Here is a 14,136-nt window from a genome sequence, read left to right on the forward strand (position 1 = left end):
GATTTTGAACGTCGTAATTTCACATCAATATAAAGCTATTTAATTAAACACACATGAGCGTAAGCAACGAAAAACTAAAAGCCCTGCAGCTGACGATAGACAAGCTTGACAAGACTTACGGTAAAGGCACCGTAATGAAGCTAAGCGATAACAAAGTGGAAGACATTCCGGCTATCTCAACCGGCTCGCTAGGACTTGACATTGCTTTAGGAATTGGCGGTTTACCGCGCGGCCGTGTCATCGAGATCTACGGTCCTGAATCGTCTGGTAAAACCACGCTTACCATGCATGCTATCGCAGAGGCGCAGCGCGCCGGTGGTCTGGCTGCCTTTATTGACGCAGAGCACGCATTCGACAAGATATACGCCGAAAAACTTGGCATAGACACTGAAAACCTGCTGATCTCTCAGCCTGACAACGGTGAGCAGGCCTTGGAGATCGCTGATCACCTGATCCGCTCCGGCGCGATCGATATTATCGTAATTGACTCCGTAGCCGCCCTGGTACCGAAAGGTGAACTGGAAGGCGACATGGGTGACAGCAAAATGGGTCTTCAGGCTCGTTTGATGTCGCAGGCACTGCGTAAGCTAACCGGTACGATCAACAAAACCGGTTGCTGCTGTATCTTCATCAACCAGCTTCGTGAGAAGATCGGTGTGATGTTCGGTAACCCAGAAACCACTACGGGTGGTAATGCCCTTAAGTTCTACGCCTCTGTGCGTCTGGATATCCGTCGTGTTGGCCAGATCAAAGAGTCTGCTGACAACATTACTGGTAACCGCACACGTGTGAAGGTGGTGAAGAATAAAGTAGCGCCTCCATTCAAAGTAGTAGAGTTCGACATCATGTATGGCGAAGGTATCTCCAAAGTAGGTGAGATCCTTGACCTGGGCGTTGAGCTTGGTGTCGTGCAGAAGTCAGGTTCGTGGTTCTCTTACAACGGCGACAAGCTGGGTCAGGGCCGCGATGGCGTGAAGCAGATCCTGCTTGACAACCCAGAGCTACAGGAAGAGATCGAGACTAAGATCAGAGCAATCGTGAAAGGCGAGCCTGAGAAAGTGGCCGCTGCGTTGGAAGATCCGAGTGGTGCGGAATGAACACTGTTCCCAGTAACTAAATAATCAAAAAGGTGCTATGCTACATAGCACCTTTTTGCGTTTTATGTTGTTGGTAGTGTGAATATAAGATGTTACCTTAGTGCAAAGGCCTGTTTTGGTATAATAGTTGAATACAACCTGTAAAACGACACATGCCTTACCCTATAGCGTATGAAAAGGATATTACCAGTTATAATCTTACTGCTCGTGGTACTCTCTGGATTTGCCGCCAAAGAGTCATTGCGCACTGTGCCTAACGAAAGCTTTAGCACAGGCGAACTGCTCAAATACAAAGTACACTACGGCCCTATAACGGCGGCCGAAGCCGTGATTGATATTGCGCCCAATCTGCACCGCATCAATGACAGACCAGCGTACAAAGCGACCGTGTATGGCAAAACCACCAGCTCTTTTGACCTCTTCATCAGAATACGTGATACTTGGCAGTCTTATATCGACACAGCTGCTATTTTGCCGCATCGCTCTTTCCGCAACATAGAGGAAGGCAGCTACCGTAAGCGTGAAACCGTGGACTTTAACCACTTTGCCAATGTTGCACAGGTAGAGATGAAGAAAAAGAACAAGGATAAGAAACAAAGCACCCATAAGATACCTTCCGGTGCTCAGGATATTGTGAGTGGATTTTACTACCTGCGCACCCTCAATTATGATCGTTTCAAGCCTGGAGACAAGTTTGCCATTAAAGGATTTTTCGATGAAGAGTCGTTTGACATGGTCGTAACTTATCAGGGCCGCGAGACGGTGAGCACCAAAGCGGGCTCTTTTAAAGCCATCAAGCTGGTGCCACGCATGCCTAAAAACAAACTGTTTAAGGGAGAAGACGCTATTACCGTGTACCTCTCCGATGACAGAAACAAAATACCCGTGTTGATATCAGCAGAAATGTTTGTAGGAGCTGTGAAAGTAGATCTATACGAACATAAGAACCTGAAGCATAGACCTGCCCTAGTGGCTCAGAATTAAAAGAGAAAGCCAGCCTGTACAGGCTGGCTTTCTCTTTTAATGATACGCGAATGTTAACAAAATATTATGATTTGATTATCCGCACTTCTATACCTTGTGAAATAATATCTTTGTCTTGAAATGAAAGCCACCGAATGGTTTTTAACAATAGTTACACCTGCCTGTTTAGTAGGCGGGAAACTCTAATCATAAAGACGTGCAGACACCAACTCAAGCCCATTACAAAATACTGGTAGTTGACGATGATCCGGATATCGTAGAACTGCTGCAGTATAATCTGGCCCGTGAAGGCTATGATGTAGCCCAGGCCGAGAACGGCAAGAAAGCAATCGAGGTAGCTCAAACTTTCAAGCCCAATGTGATCCTGATGGACGTAATGATGCCAATATTGGACGGTATAGCCGCTTGTCGTCAACTACGCGAAGAGCAGGACTTCCGCCATACGCACATCATCTTTCTGACTGCCCGTTCAGAGGAGTTCTCTGAAGTAGCCGCATTTGACGCCGGCGCAGACGACTTCATCACAAAACCGATTAAGCCACGGGCATTGCTTAGTCGCCTGGCCGCTTACGCCCGTCGTGATGCACAGCAGGAAGAACAGGAGCAGGTGATCGAGATCGGTGGACTGCGTATAGACCGCACCAGCTTTGCCGTGTACAAAGGCACTACCAAAATCACATTACCCAAGAAAGAATTTGAACTACTGGCCTTTCTGGCGGCTACTCCTAACAAAGTATTTACCCGCGAAGAACTGCTCAACAATGTTTGGGGCAACGATGTATATGTGATCGCCCGAACAGTGGACGTACACATCCGTAAAGTGCGTGAGAAAATAGGTGAAGATCAAATCAGAACAATCAAAGGTGTAGGCTATAAGTTTAACACCGACTAATACATGAACTTAAACTCCCGTACGCTTGCCCTTATAGTATCCCTGGCAGTGGCCCTTGTGCTCACTGCCTTTTTGGCTTTAGCTACCTACTTTTCTTCCAGAGGATTTATAGCGGCACTTGTCATCGTATTTGTTTGCTGCTTTCTGCTGATATATTTCTCGTACGAAGCTCTTGTGTTCCGCGAGATCAAGAATGTATACTCTAGCTTTGAAAAAATCAAGAAGCAGGAGTATCGCAAAGTGGAAGGCCGCTCTCTCTTTACAGCAGACCCACTCAGAAAGATAAAAGACGACATCTACCAGATCGCGGAACGCAAACAGCAGGAGATCGACGAGCTCAAGCACTTGCAGGTTATGCGCCGGGAGTTTCTGGCTGATGTGTCACACGAACTCAAAACGCCCATTTTCGCCGCACAGGGCTTTATCCATACCCTGCTCGACGGCGCGATGGACGACCCCAATGTGCGCGACAAGTTTCTGCAGAAAGCTGCGAACAGCCTTGACGGCCTCGACACCCTGGTGCAGGACCTGATCAGTATCTCACAGTTTGAGAAGGGTGTCGTGAAGATGGAAAAGCTGGACTTTGACGCAGCACAATTAGTGCAGGAAGTCTTTGAGCAGTTGGAACAGAAGGCCGACAGCCGCCAGATCAAACTCCACTTGTTGGATCTGGCGCCTGGCCAGAAAGTATTGCTTCACGCCGACCCGAATAGGATACGGCAGGTGTTTATCAACCTCGTGGACAATGCCATTAAGTATGGCCGTACAGGCGGCAACATTTGGGTTTCGTTTACAGAAGGTCGCAAACGCTATACGATCACAGTAAAAGACGATGGCACAGGTATAGCCCAGGAGCACATCAACCGCATATTCGAGCGTTTCTACCGCATTGACAAAAGCCGTTCCCGAGACAGTGGTGGCTCTGGACTCGGCCTCGCTATCTCCAAGCACATCATCGAAGCACACCGTTCCTTTATCGCTGTGAAGAGCGAACTTGGCAAGGGAACCACCCTGCGATTCAAGCTGCTTAAGGCGAAAGGAAATTAGTGGTGAATGATCGTTTTGAAGTAAATCAGGTATACCCTCTTCAGCTAACTCAATATTATGGTGATTGATTCAAGAGTCGTATTTCCCAGAGTTCCCAGATACCTAGGCTCAATAGTTTAACTATTCAGCCATTACCATTCAGGCCTTTTGACAAATGGCAATCAACCGTTTAACAATTAAAAATCACCACATCAAAAATTCGTATCTTTGCAGGCTGTGTGGCTAAGGTATAGCCGCACTTGTTAATGATACAGTTTAGCATGAAATACCCGGTTTTTAAAGACCTGATCATATTTGAGAACGAGGACTTCCTGGTGGTGAACAAGCCACCATATCTTTCTACGCTCGAAGACCGCACACCCAATACAACCAACCTCCTTAAACTCGCCAAGCAGCATAACCCAGACCTGCAAGCCTGCCACCGTCTCGACAAAGACACATCGGGCTGCCTGGTGTTTGCCAAAAACCCGGAGGCTTACCGCCATATGTCCATGCAGTTTGAGCACCGCGAGGTTTACAAGGTATACCATGCCGTGGCCTGGGGCGTGCACAAGTTCGAAGACCAACTAGTGAACCGCTCTATATTGGCTGGCGCTAAAGGCGTTGCCAAACTTACGCCACAGGGCAAGCCAGCCGAAACGTACTTCACGACGCTGGAAAGTTACAGTCGCCATACCTTGCTGGAGTGCATGCCGGTAACGGGTCGCCTGCACCAGATACGGGTGCACCTGGCTTTTTTGGGAGCTCCTATCGTGAGTGACGAGCTGTATGGTGGGGAGCCGCTGTACCTGAGCAGCCTGAAGCGCAAATTCAACCTGAAGCAGCAAACTGAAGAGCAGCCGCTTATCAAGCGTTTTGCGCTGCATTCACATACCATTGGCTTTAAACTGATGAACGAGGAGCCGATCAAAATAGAGGCGCCGTATCCGAAGGACATGGCTGTACTGATTAAGCAACTTCGGCAGTACAACTAGAGTATAAAACAAAGGGGCCTGATGTGATATCAGTCCCCTTTTTCATTTCTTCCCCAGGTATAGCCTTAACTTACCCGCAACACAATTTTCCCGATGTTTTTGTTGGCCTCCATGTAACGGTGCGCCTCGGCTACATCAGACCAGTCAAATACAGAGTCAATAACTGGCTTGATGGTGCCATTTTGGAAAAGAGGCATAGCGAAATCTGCCATATCCTTTGTGAGACGGATCTGGTAGTCACGCGTGCGGGACCGCAAGGTAGAACCGATTACCTGTAGACGTTTCATCAGAATCTGCCGCAAGTCAAACTCCTCTACTTTACCGCCGCCCAGGCTTGCCAGTAAGACCATTCTCCCATCCAGGCGCAGACACTCGATGTTCTGTTTGAAGTAGGGGCCGGCAATAAAGTCCACGATCACGTCCACTCCTTCGGAATTGGTATAGGCCAGCACTTCGTCCTCAAAGGGCACCTCCTTGTAATCGATCGCTTTGTGAGCGCCTAAGTCCAGACAGGCTTTTATTTTCTTTTCAGAAGCAGTCACCAGCACCTGAGCCTGGAGGGCGCGGGCCAACTGTATACCTGCGGTACCTACCCCACTGGCTCCTGCGTGTATCAACACACGCTCACCTGCCTGCAGTTTTCCGAGCCAGGAAATCGCCTGCCAGGCTGTGAGGAAAACCTCAGGTATAGCGGCGGCTTCTTCCATGCTCAGCTTTTCAGGTATAGCCATGGCCATCTCTTCGTGTATTACGGCATATTCAGCATACCCCCCTCCTGGCAACAAGCCCATGATTTTATCTCCTTTCTTGAAACGGGTACAGTTTATACCTGCCTCCACCACCTCTCCGGCTATTTCGAGGCCCAGCAACGGACTTTCTCCCTTTGGGGGCGGGTACTTACCCTGTCGCTGCAAGGTGTCGGCACGGTTGAGCGCAGTGGCTTGCACGCGCACCAGCAGTTCGTTAGGTTTAGGCAGTGGCTGTTCGTATTCTCCCAGCACCAGTTGCTCTGGTCCGCCGGGCTGCTTCACAAGTATGGCTTTCATGTCAGTCAATTTAGATTAGTGGATGGCTATACCTGCAACAGGTAGACCGCTACAAATTAAGACGCCTCTTAAAATTAGATGTTTCCGTATTATTCCCAAAACCGCTTCTACTGGCAGCATTAGCAGGAATCTGGAACATTCAGAAAAATATCCAAAGAATTATAGAACAAACACTTGACCTTTCTACGAAACTTTCGTAACTATACGAAAACATCGTAGAACTATGGAAAAGCTGACACAACAAGAAGAGGAAGCCATGCAGGCCATCTGGTCGCTGGATGGTGGCTTTATAAAGGAGTTTCTGGAAAAGCTGGAAGAGCCGAAACCACCTTACACCACCTTGGCATCTACGGTGAAGAATCTGGAGAAGAAAGGCTTTCTACAAAGCGAAAAGTTTGGCAATACCTACCGCTACACCCCGAGCATCAAAGAAGAAGACTACAAGAAGCGCTTTATGAAAGGCTTTGTGGGTGACTACTTCAAAAATTCCTACAAAGAACTGGTCGCTTTTTTTGCGAAAGAGAAGCAGATCAGCGCGGAGGAGCTGAAGGAGATTATTCATATGATCGAAAACAAAAAATCAGAATGATATGCCAGCTCTGCTCCTATACCTGCTGAAAGCGAACGTAGCCCTGGCGCTGTTCTACCTGGCTTACCACCTGGTGCTGCGCAAGCTTACCTTCTACCACCTCAACCGGTTGTTCCTGGTGTTCGGCATTGTGTTCTCAGCGGTATACCCGCTGATAGACCTCTCTGAGCTATTTAGCCGGCACGAAGAACTGGCCGTGGTGCAAAGCTATGCCGTCGTTATACCTGCCTGGTCATCAACGGCTATACCTGAACAGACCGCATTCGACTACTGGCTTATACCGGTTGTGCTGTTCTGGCTGGGTTGCGGGCTTATGCTGCTCAGGCTAGTCCTGCAATTTGCTTCGCTTTACAGAATACATCGCGCCTCGGTGCCTGCCTCCTTCCAAGGGGTGGATTTCCGCAAGGTGGCAGGTATAAGCGAGGCCTTCTCTTTTTGGAGAACCATCTACCTGAACCCGGCCCAGCACCAGTCGCCTGAGCTGGAGTCTATACTCAGGCATGAGCAGATCCATGTAAGCGGCTGGCATACCCTGGATGTGCTGCTGGCCGAGTTGAGCACCGTGTTTTACTGGTTCAACCCGGGTGTGTGGCTCATGAAAAAGGCCATGAAAGAAAACTTAGAGTTTATAGCTGACCAGCATGTTGTAGGTGCTGGAGTTGATAAAAAAGAGTACCAATACCTCTTACTGAAAGTTGTAGGCGCCACACAACCTCAGATTGCCAATCAGTTTAATTTCCCATCACTTAAACGACGAATTGCCATGATGAATAAAATGCCCACAAGCAGGGCAAACCGGCTCAGACTGCTGGTTGTGCTGCCCCTTGTATCAGTGCTGCTGGTTGCCTTCCGGAGCGCCTCAACAGACGATATTTCCACTGTGACGGAAACTATATTTCCGGAAAAAACAACGCAGTCCCCCGCTGGCCCGACTGACGAATATGCTGCCTTTTATGCGCGAAACCCCGTGGTAACCCGAATCTCCTGGAGATCCAACGGGAGAATTGTCGTGGCCCTTAAGTCCGGTGATGAGGAGGTTTATACCTTCGGTGACAAGCAAAGTATGGCTTCGGCCGAGCTCAAGTATGGTGAAGTGCCCAGTGCACCGCCCGTTGCCAAAAGGGACAATCCGGAGCAAGGCACCCCAAAAAATGACATCGAAAAGCTTATAAACCAGCTAAAGCAGAACCGTGCGATAAAGAGTGTGCAGAGTAAAAAAATTGACGGCAGGGATGCCATTGTGATCGCATTAAAAGGCGGTGGCACTGAGGTATACTTTGCATCAGACGCGGCAAGCCTGGCTGAATTAGAGCGTAAGTACGTGCTACCAGAACTACCACCTCCACCGCCGCCTGCACCAGCTGCCCCTGATGCACTGCCAGCGCCACCAGTTCCACCAGCTCCGGGAACACCACCTGCGCCTCCTGCGCCCGGCAAAGAAGCCATACCACCTGTGCCACCAGCTCCTACGGGAGAGCAGCTGCCTCCCCCACCGCCTCCGGGCAAATATGAAGGCCCTGCTATACCTAAAGCTGGCGGAGCTCGCTTAGTAGAAAATGAGGATTACATAGTGTATTCCTTGTGGCCGGAAGAGATTACCAAGCGAGAGTTGGAAGTAGCACAACAGGCATTTAAGGACAACGGTTTTGACCTGCGCTTTGATCAAAAGCATCAGGGCGGTAAAATAACCGGCATAAAGATTGAGCTAACTTCAAAAAGGAAGGGTTCACATGCAAATGCCATTTACAACACCACCTCTTTGCAGAGCCTGATAGACGCTGATAACATTGTGCTGGTGCAAGGAAACAAAAAGACCGGCGAGGTTAAAATCGGCACTACGCTTGCGCCCCGATAACGGATAGGTATAGATCGAATAAGAATAGATAGTAGATTAGCATACAGGCAGCGGCGCGTTTTTGTGCCGCTGCTTTATTTTTCACTATTCCCCTGTGTTCCAGTATATTTCTAAAGCAAGTATTGCATATCAAATAAAGAGTTCCTATCTTTGTGACCATTTTTCAAGAACCCTCGAGAAAAAATTAATTGTTAAATAAATCGCTTACAACCACCAAAAATGGATCATTTAAGTTATAAGACCCTTACTGTCAATAAGAAGACAGCCAACAAAGGCTGGGTGATTATTGATGCAGGGCAAGGAAGCTTGGGTCGCGTGGCGTCTGAAATCGCCAAGATCCTGAAAGGCAAGAACAAGCCTTCGTACACGCCAAACGCTGACTGCGGTGACAACGTGATCGTTATCAACTCTGATAATGTTCGTTTCACAGGTCGCAAGTGGGATCAGAAGTATTACCTGTCGCATACTGGTTACCCAGGCGGTCAGCGCAAGACTTCTCCACGTGAGCTAAAGGCTAAGTCATCAACGCTGCTAGTAGAGCGCGCGGTTCGTGGCATGTTGCCTAAAGGCCCACTAGGTCGCGAGCTTTTCAGAAATCTTCATGTTTTTACAGGAAGCGAGCACCCGTTTGCGGCGCAGCAGCCTAAAGAATTAACCCTCAACATCTAATTATTAATGGAAGTTATCAATACATCTGGTAGAAGAAAAACCTCGGTGGCTCGTATCTACATGACGGCCGGGCAAGGGAATATCACTATTAACGGTAAAGATATCAAGGCGTACTTCCCTAACGAAGTACTGCAAACTATTGTGAATCAGCCGTTTCAAACCTTAGAGCTTATTGGCAAGTACGATGTTACTGCTAATCTAAAAGGTGGTGGTGTAAGCGGCCAGGCTGAAGCACTTAGACTTGCTATCGCGAAAGCACTGGTAGTAGAAAACGCCGAGACTAAATCTGCACTCCGCAAAGAAGGATTCGTAACCAGAGATCCTCGTATGGTGGAGCGTAAGAAGTTCGGTAAGCGCAAAGCGCGTCGTTCATTCCAGTTCAGTAAACGTTAATATTAAAGGTGTATCAACAACATGGCAAGTACTAATTATAAAGAATTACTTGAGGCAGGTGTTCACTTCGGTCACCTTACCCGCAAGTGGGATCCGAAAATGGCTCCGTACATCTTCATGGAGAAGAACGGTATCCACATCATTGACCTGAACAAAACTTTGGTTGCCCTTGAGGAAGCTACTTCAGCTATCAAGAACATCGCCAAGTCTGGTCGCAAAATCCTTTTCGTAGCTACCAAGAAGCAGGCACAAGACATCGTAGCTGAAGAAGCTCGTCGTCTTAAAATGCCTTATGTGACTGACCGTTGGTTAGGTGGTATGCTTACCAACTTCGCTACTGTGCGTAAGTCACTTAAGAAAATGTCTACTATCGACAAGATGGTGAAAGACAACACAGCTTATGCAGCTATCGCAAAGCGTGAGCGTCTGATGCTTTCTCGTGAGCGTGAGAAACTGGACCGTGTACTAGGTGGTATCGCTGATCTGTCTAGACTTCCAGCTGCTCTGTTCATCGTGGATGTAAAGCGTGAGCACATCGCAGTAAAAGAAGCACAGAAGTTGAACCTTCCAGTATTCGCAGTTTGCGATACGAACTCAAACCCTGAGCTGGTTGACTTCCCAATCCCTGCAAACGATGACGCTTCTAAGTCTATTGCCCTGATCGTTTCTATCATGGGTAAGGCAATCGAAGAAGGTCTGTCTGAGCGTAAAGTGGACAAAGAAGAGACTGAGCGTAAGCGTTCTGAAGAAGAAGGCATCAAAGCCAAGCAGGAAGCTGACGAGCAATAATCTCGAATGCATATAGCATAGTAAACAAACTGAACATTGGGCCTTCAAGCTTCAATGTTCAGTTTGTTTTAGGGGAATCAGGAAGGAGAAAAGGAAATTCTGACAAGGAATTAAAGATTGGGAGCGCAATGACCCTGCTCTAATTCTTCCTCCGGAAAACCTCGCAGTAGATAATTCTTAATTATTAATTCATAATTCTTAATTATAAAATCATGGCTATTACAGCACAAGACGTTAACAGACTTCGCCAGGAAACTGGTGCAGGTATGATGGATTGCAAAAAAGCACTTACAGAAGCCAACGGTGACTTCGAAGCTGCTAAAGATATTCTGCGTAAGCAAGGCCAGAAGATTGCCAGCAAGCGTGCTGACAACGTTACTTCTGAAGGTCTGGTACTGACGCAGGTTAGCGAAGACGGTTCTAATGGTAAAGTAGTAGCTGTAGCTTGCGAAACTGAGCCAGTATCTAAAGTTGAAGATTTCAAGAACCTGGCGAAAACCATCCTGGATACTGCTGTTTCTACAAACGCTTCTTCTAAAGAAGAACTGTTGGCAGCAACTCAGGCTGACGGTCGTTCACTGCAGGACCACATCACTGACCTGATGGGTAAAATCGGTGAGAAAATCGACGTGGTATCTTACGAGTCTGTAACTGCTGAGAAAGTAATCGCCTACAACCACTCTAACGGTAAACTGGGTGTACTGGTAGGCATGAACAACACCAGCGGTACTGATGTAACTGAAGTTGGTAAGGACATCGCGATGCAAATCGCTGCGATGAAGCCAATCGCTCTTGACAAAGACGGTGTTGATGCTGCTACGATCGAGCGTGAAATCGAGATCGGCAAAGAGCAGGCACGTGCTGAAGGCAAGCCAGAGCAAATGCTGGAGAAAATCGCTCAAGGTAAACTGAACAAGTTCTACAAAGAGAGCACACTGTTGAACCAGGAGTTCGTGAAAGACTCTTCGCTTACAATCTCTCAGCTGCTTGAGAAAACGAGCAAAGGTTTGACTGTAACGGAGTTCAAGCGTGTAGCTATCGGCTAATCCACGTTAGAAACTATAATAAAAAAGGCTCTGAGAAATCAGAGCCTTTTTTATTTATCTATACCTACAAATCACTAGAATTTATATGTAGGCTTCATCATTTTACTTCTGAATTAGGCTATTCCAACTAATTATACTTTAATCGTTCCTCCTCACTGTGCTTACAAAGGCATCACGCATGTCCTGGAAACGATTAACAACGGCTTCGATGAACTCCTCATCCAGTAAAGCTTTTGCTCCTTCATCTCCTGCTACTTCGGTTTCCTCTATCTTATAAATCTGCTCCAGGTTGGCTTTCTCTAGCTTCAGAATATATTTACCGTTGTAGGAGTGCAGCGTGATTTTCACGTGCGGGTTAGGTATGTCGGCTACTACTCTCATAGGTCTATTTACTGATGGTTAATGTGTGTTGATATGCTAACGTAAAATCAGGCCTTGGGTACACGCTTCTACCCCGCCGCATCCGTGCGCTCCATCTCAATTCCCATCAGCTGCATGAGCTTACTGGCATTGAAACTGCGGCAAATACCCCGGTGCAAGGTATAGTCGAACAGTATCTTGTCACCTTCAATGGTACTATTGAAACTGAAGTTTTCAACACTGCCCGGCAATTCCTGTTCCATAGCGCCCAGCTCCAGATCGTGTGTGGAAATCAGGCCGGAGGCAGTGCGCCGGTGCAGCTGGCGGATCAGGGCCATAGCACCCGCATGACGGTCGCGGGAATTTGTGCCTTTGAGTATCTCGTCGAGCAGGTAGAAAACCGGCTCCTCCCTTTCTGTCATGTTCAGCAGGATGCGCAGGCGCTTTAGCTCAGCGTAGAATGAAGAAGTATTCTCAGCCAGGTTATCGGCGGTGCGCATGGCGGTGTATACCTGTGCAGGAGCCACTGTCAGACGGCGTGCACATACAGGTGCTCCCATAAAGGCGAGCACCATGTTGATGCCTACCGTACGCAGAAAAGTCGTTTTCCCCGACATATTGGAGCCCGTTACCACAATGGTCTTGCCTGCTCCCTGCATCTGGAAGTCGTTCGAAATGCGTTCCACTGAGAAGATAAGCGGGTGCGCTAACTGCTCGGCATCAAACTCGAAAGGTATAGCGCTCAGCTTAGGTATAGCAAAATGTGGCTGGGCATACTGAAAGGCTGCCATACTGGACAGGGCTTCAAATTCCGCCAACAAATCAAGTGAATTTTCAACCTGGTCCAGATGATCTGCTTTCCAGGACTCAATCCGATAGATCCACACAAAATCCCACATCAGAATGGTGTTCAGGAAAAAGCTCATCAGCGTGCTCAGTCGCCACGAGAAGTAATCAATGATGGTGGCTACCTTTCCGATGGCGGTGGAAGCTGGTGTATTGTCTTTGTAAAGCCGTGTCCTGATCTCTTCCAGAAGCGGAGCCTGAAAAGTATGAGGCTCTATGTGCCGTAGCTGATCGGTATAGCTTTGCATTGCCTCGTACATGCCGATGCTCTTATCGTAGTAATCGTCGCGTGCCTTCTGGAACTTAAGCCCCAACAGATACTGGATGGCCAGAAAGCCCACCGCGATGTACCCGGAGTAGCCATAGAACCAAGCTGCAATTGACGCTAAAGTGAGTACTGGCAGCACGAATACAAGCGCCTTCAGCCATGGATGCGCCTTATACAGGTCTTGCGCTCTTAGCCAATCAAAGAACTCCTGAGTATTTGACTCGGTGTGCTTATAGTGCATTGGATTTACAATAGCCTGCTGCAGCCATTCCTGCTGCTCAGGCTGGGCCAGTTCAGCCACTGCCTCCTGCCTGCGCGACACCTCCGCAGCGGGTGACGCCTGTCGAAACCATTGCGCCAGCCGAAGTTTTCCAATCGTAGTTACAGAGCGGTTTATCAGTTGGAAGAGTGAGTCCGGACCGAAAATATCCAGATCGGAGGTATAAGGATGCTGGTCGTTTTTGAAAGCGATCCCTCCATCAAAGTCATGAAGCCTGCCGTGCAGCCGGTCGATCTCCTGCAAGTTGAGTTTGTGAAGCAATTGCAGTTGCTTGTACCTGTAATCGAGCCGGCTGTGCCAGCGCATCACCAGTATGAAGAGGATGTAAAACCCAACAATGCTGAGCACTCCAGCGCTGGTATTGCCATCTCTGAAAAAGAGCCAGGCCGCAATAGCGCCTGCCACAAATACCACCACTCTTAACCAGGATACTGACCGTGATTTGCCGGCTGCTCTATGTTCTTGCTCAGCATAGGCCGCAGCCCGCTGCTTAAATTCGTTTTCTCTGTTGTTCACGTATAGTGTTCTGTTTGCAGGTGTAGCTTAGTCGATCGTGGCGATGCACTTCAGCTCGATAGCGATGGGCGTTGGCAGTTTGTTTATTTCCACTGTAGTGCGGCAAGGCTGGTTGTCCTTGAAATACTCGGCGTAGATGCGGTTGTAAGTGGCAAAGTCGTCTTTCATGTTTGTCAGGAAGACCGTCACGTCCACGAGGTTTGCCCAGCTCGAACCGGCGTCCTCCAGGATGTAGCGCACATTTTGGAAGACTGAGTGACACTGCGCCTCAATGTCGTAAGCGGTGATGTTACCTGCCTCGTCCAGCTCCACCCCCGGGATTTTTTTGGTGCCACGTTCTCTTGGCCCAACGCCGGACAGGAACAAAAGATTGCCCACGCGACGGGCATGCGGGTATAATCCCACCGGCTCCGGGGCTTTCGATGAATTGAGAAGCTCTTTGTCGTTTGTCATACTCAAATATAAAACATTCTGGCCAGCATTGC

15 protein-coding genes are annotated in these 14,136 nt (G+C 48.4%); 11 read left to right on the plus strand and 4 right to left on the minus strand.

The window, feature by feature from the left end; genetic code table 11:
* The first annotated feature begins 53 nt into the window (after positions 1-53).
* The 5 genes from recA to AC5FX6_RS16065 all read left to right on the plus strand — a co-directional run bounded on the left by recA (position 54) and on the right by AC5FX6_RS16065 (position 4,994).
* Positions 54-1,097: a recombinase RecA gene (gene recA, locus AC5FX6_RS16045; protein ID WP_493597994.1), complete on the plus strand. Its 1,044-nt coding sequence runs from the start codon at positions 54-56 to the stop codon at positions 1,095-1,097.
* A gap of 171 nt (positions 1,098-1,268) precedes the next feature.
* Positions 1,269-2,081 (plus strand): DUF3108 domain-containing protein, encoded by an 813-nt coding sequence (locus AC5FX6_RS16050; RefSeq protein ID WP_493597995.1) that lies wholly within the window; start codon positions 1,269-1,271, stop codon positions 2,079-2,081.
* A gap of 196 nt (positions 2,082-2,277) precedes the next feature.
* Positions 2,278-2,973, plus strand: a complete 696-nt coding sequence (locus AC5FX6_RS16055; protein WP_493597996.1) for a response regulator transcription factor — start codon at positions 2,278-2,280, stop codon at positions 2,971-2,973.
* Positions 2,974-2,976: 3 nt separating this feature from the next.
* On the plus strand, positions 2,977-4,020 hold the full coding sequence (locus tag AC5FX6_RS16060; protein WP_493597997.1) for a sensor histidine kinase: 1,044 nt from the start codon (positions 2,977-2,979) through the stop codon (positions 4,018-4,020).
* 260 nt (positions 4,021-4,280) lie between these two features.
* Entirely contained in the window at positions 4,281-4,994 is a 714-nt protein-coding gene (locus tag AC5FX6_RS16065) for an RluA family pseudouridine synthase (RefSeq protein ID WP_493598331.1), read from the plus strand.
* 65 nt (positions 4,995-5,059) lie between these two features.
* Here the strand turns inward: AC5FX6_RS16065 and AC5FX6_RS16070 are convergent, their stop codons facing one another.
* On the minus strand, positions 5,060-6,040 hold the full coding sequence (locus AC5FX6_RS16070) for an NAD(P)H-quinone oxidoreductase (RefSeq protein WP_493597998.1): 981 nt from the start codon (positions 6,038-6,040) through the stop codon (positions 5,060-5,062).
* A 223-nt stretch (positions 6,041-6,263) separates the two neighbouring features.
* On the opposite strand from AC5FX6_RS16070, the gene AC5FX6_RS16075 reads away from it, so the two are divergent.
* The 6 genes from AC5FX6_RS16075 to tsf all read left to right on the plus strand — a co-directional run bounded on the left by AC5FX6_RS16075 (position 6,264) and on the right by tsf (position 11,381).
* Positions 6,264-6,629 carry a BlaI/MecI/CopY family transcriptional regulator gene (locus AC5FX6_RS16075; RefSeq protein ID WP_493597999.1) on the plus strand — a complete coding sequence of 122 codons (366 nt, stop codon included), beginning with the start codon at positions 6,264-6,266 and terminating at the stop codon, positions 6,627-6,629.
* Between the two features lies 1 nt (position 6,630).
* Positions 6,631-8,484, plus strand: a complete 1,854-nt coding sequence (locus tag AC5FX6_RS16080) for a M56 family metallopeptidase (RefSeq protein ID WP_493598000.1) — start codon at positions 6,631-6,633, stop codon at positions 8,482-8,484.
* A gap of 219 nt (positions 8,485-8,703) precedes the next feature.
* Entirely contained in the window at positions 8,704-9,153 is a 450-nt protein-coding gene (gene rplM / locus AC5FX6_RS16085; RefSeq protein WP_493598001.1) for a 50S ribosomal protein L13, read from the plus strand.
* Between the two features lie 6 nt (positions 9,154-9,159).
* On the plus strand, positions 9,160-9,546 hold the full coding sequence (gene rpsI, locus AC5FX6_RS16090; protein ID WP_493598002.1) for a 30S ribosomal protein S9: 387 nt from the start codon (positions 9,160-9,162) through the stop codon (positions 9,544-9,546).
* 21 nt (positions 9,547-9,567) lie between these two features.
* Complete coding sequence (gene rpsB / locus AC5FX6_RS16095) at positions 9,568-10,335, plus strand: 30S ribosomal protein S2 (RefSeq protein ID WP_493598003.1); 768 nt, start codon at positions 9,568-9,570, stop codon at positions 10,333-10,335.
* A 212-nt stretch (positions 10,336-10,547) separates the two neighbouring features.
* Complete coding sequence (gene tsf / locus AC5FX6_RS16100) at positions 10,548-11,381, plus strand: translation elongation factor Ts (protein ID WP_493598004.1); 834 nt, start codon at positions 10,548-10,550, stop codon at positions 11,379-11,381.
* Positions 11,382-11,519: 138 nt separating this feature from the next.
* On the opposite strand, the gene AC5FX6_RS16105 is transcribed toward tsf, so the two are convergent.
* The 3 genes from AC5FX6_RS16105 to AC5FX6_RS16115 all read right to left on the minus strand — a co-directional run bounded on the left by AC5FX6_RS16105 (position 11,520) and on the right by AC5FX6_RS16115 (position 14,104).
* The gene (locus AC5FX6_RS16105; RefSeq protein ID WP_493598005.1) at positions 11,520-11,762 is read right to left on the minus strand and encodes a hypothetical protein; all 243 of its coding nucleotides are present in this window, start codon (positions 11,760-11,762) and stop codon (positions 11,520-11,522) included.
* A 68-nt stretch (positions 11,763-11,830) separates the two neighbouring features.
* A complete protein-coding gene (locus tag AC5FX6_RS16110; RefSeq protein ID WP_493598006.1) occupies positions 11,831-13,651 on the minus strand; it encodes a MutS-related protein in 1,821 nt (606 codons plus the stop codon).
* A gap of 27 nt (positions 13,652-13,678) precedes the next feature.
* Positions 13,679-14,104: a RidA family protein gene (locus AC5FX6_RS16115; RefSeq protein ID WP_493598007.1), complete on the minus strand. Its 426-nt coding sequence runs from the start codon at positions 14,102-14,104 to the stop codon at positions 13,679-13,681.
* Between the last annotated feature and the right edge of the window lie 32 nt (positions 14,105-14,136).

It is taken from the genome of Pontibacter sp. LHS2 (assembly GCF_058932845.1).

Coding starts and splice junctions, on each gene's coding strand:
- recA (WP_493597994.1), top strand. CDS start 54: ATGAGCGTAAGCAACGAAAAACTAAAAGCCCTGCAGCTGACGATAGAC.
- rplM (WP_493598001.1), top strand. CDS start 8,704: ATGGATCATTTAAGTTATAAGACCCTTACTGTCAATAAGAAGACAGCC.
- AC5FX6_RS16070 (WP_493597998.1), bottom strand. CDS start 6,040: ATGAAAGCCATACTTGTGAAGCAGCCCGGCGGACCAGAGCAACTGGTG.
- rpsB (WP_493598003.1), top strand. CDS start 9,568: ATGGCAAGTACTAATTATAAAGAATTACTTGAGGCAGGTGTTCACTTC.
- AC5FX6_RS16060 (WP_493597997.1), top strand. CDS start 2,977: ATGAACTTAAACTCCCGTACGCTTGCCCTTATAGTATCCCTGGCAGTG.
- AC5FX6_RS16115 (WP_493598007.1), bottom strand. CDS start 14,104: ATGACAAACGACAAAGAGCTTCTCAATTCATCGAAAGCCCCGGAGCCG.
- AC5FX6_RS16065 (WP_493598331.1), top strand. CDS start 4,281: ATGAAATACCCGGTTTTTAAAGACCTGATCATATTTGAGAACGAGGAC.
- tsf (WP_493598004.1), top strand. CDS start 10,548: ATGGCTATTACAGCACAAGACGTTAACAGACTTCGCCAGGAAACTGGT.
- AC5FX6_RS16080 (WP_493598000.1), top strand. CDS start 6,631: ATGCCAGCTCTGCTCCTATACCTGCTGAAAGCGAACGTAGCCCTGGCG.
- AC5FX6_RS16050 (WP_493597995.1), top strand. CDS start 1,269: ATGAAAAGGATATTACCAGTTATAATCTTACTGCTCGTGGTACTCTCT.
- AC5FX6_RS16105 (WP_493598005.1), bottom strand. CDS start 11,762: ATGAGAGTAGTAGCCGACATACCTAACCCGCACGTGAAAATCACGCTG.
- AC5FX6_RS16075 (WP_493597999.1), top strand. CDS start 6,264: ATGGAAAAGCTGACACAACAAGAAGAGGAAGCCATGCAGGCCATCTGG.
- rpsI (WP_493598002.1), top strand. CDS start 9,160: ATGGAAGTTATCAATACATCTGGTAGAAGAAAAACCTCGGTGGCTCGT.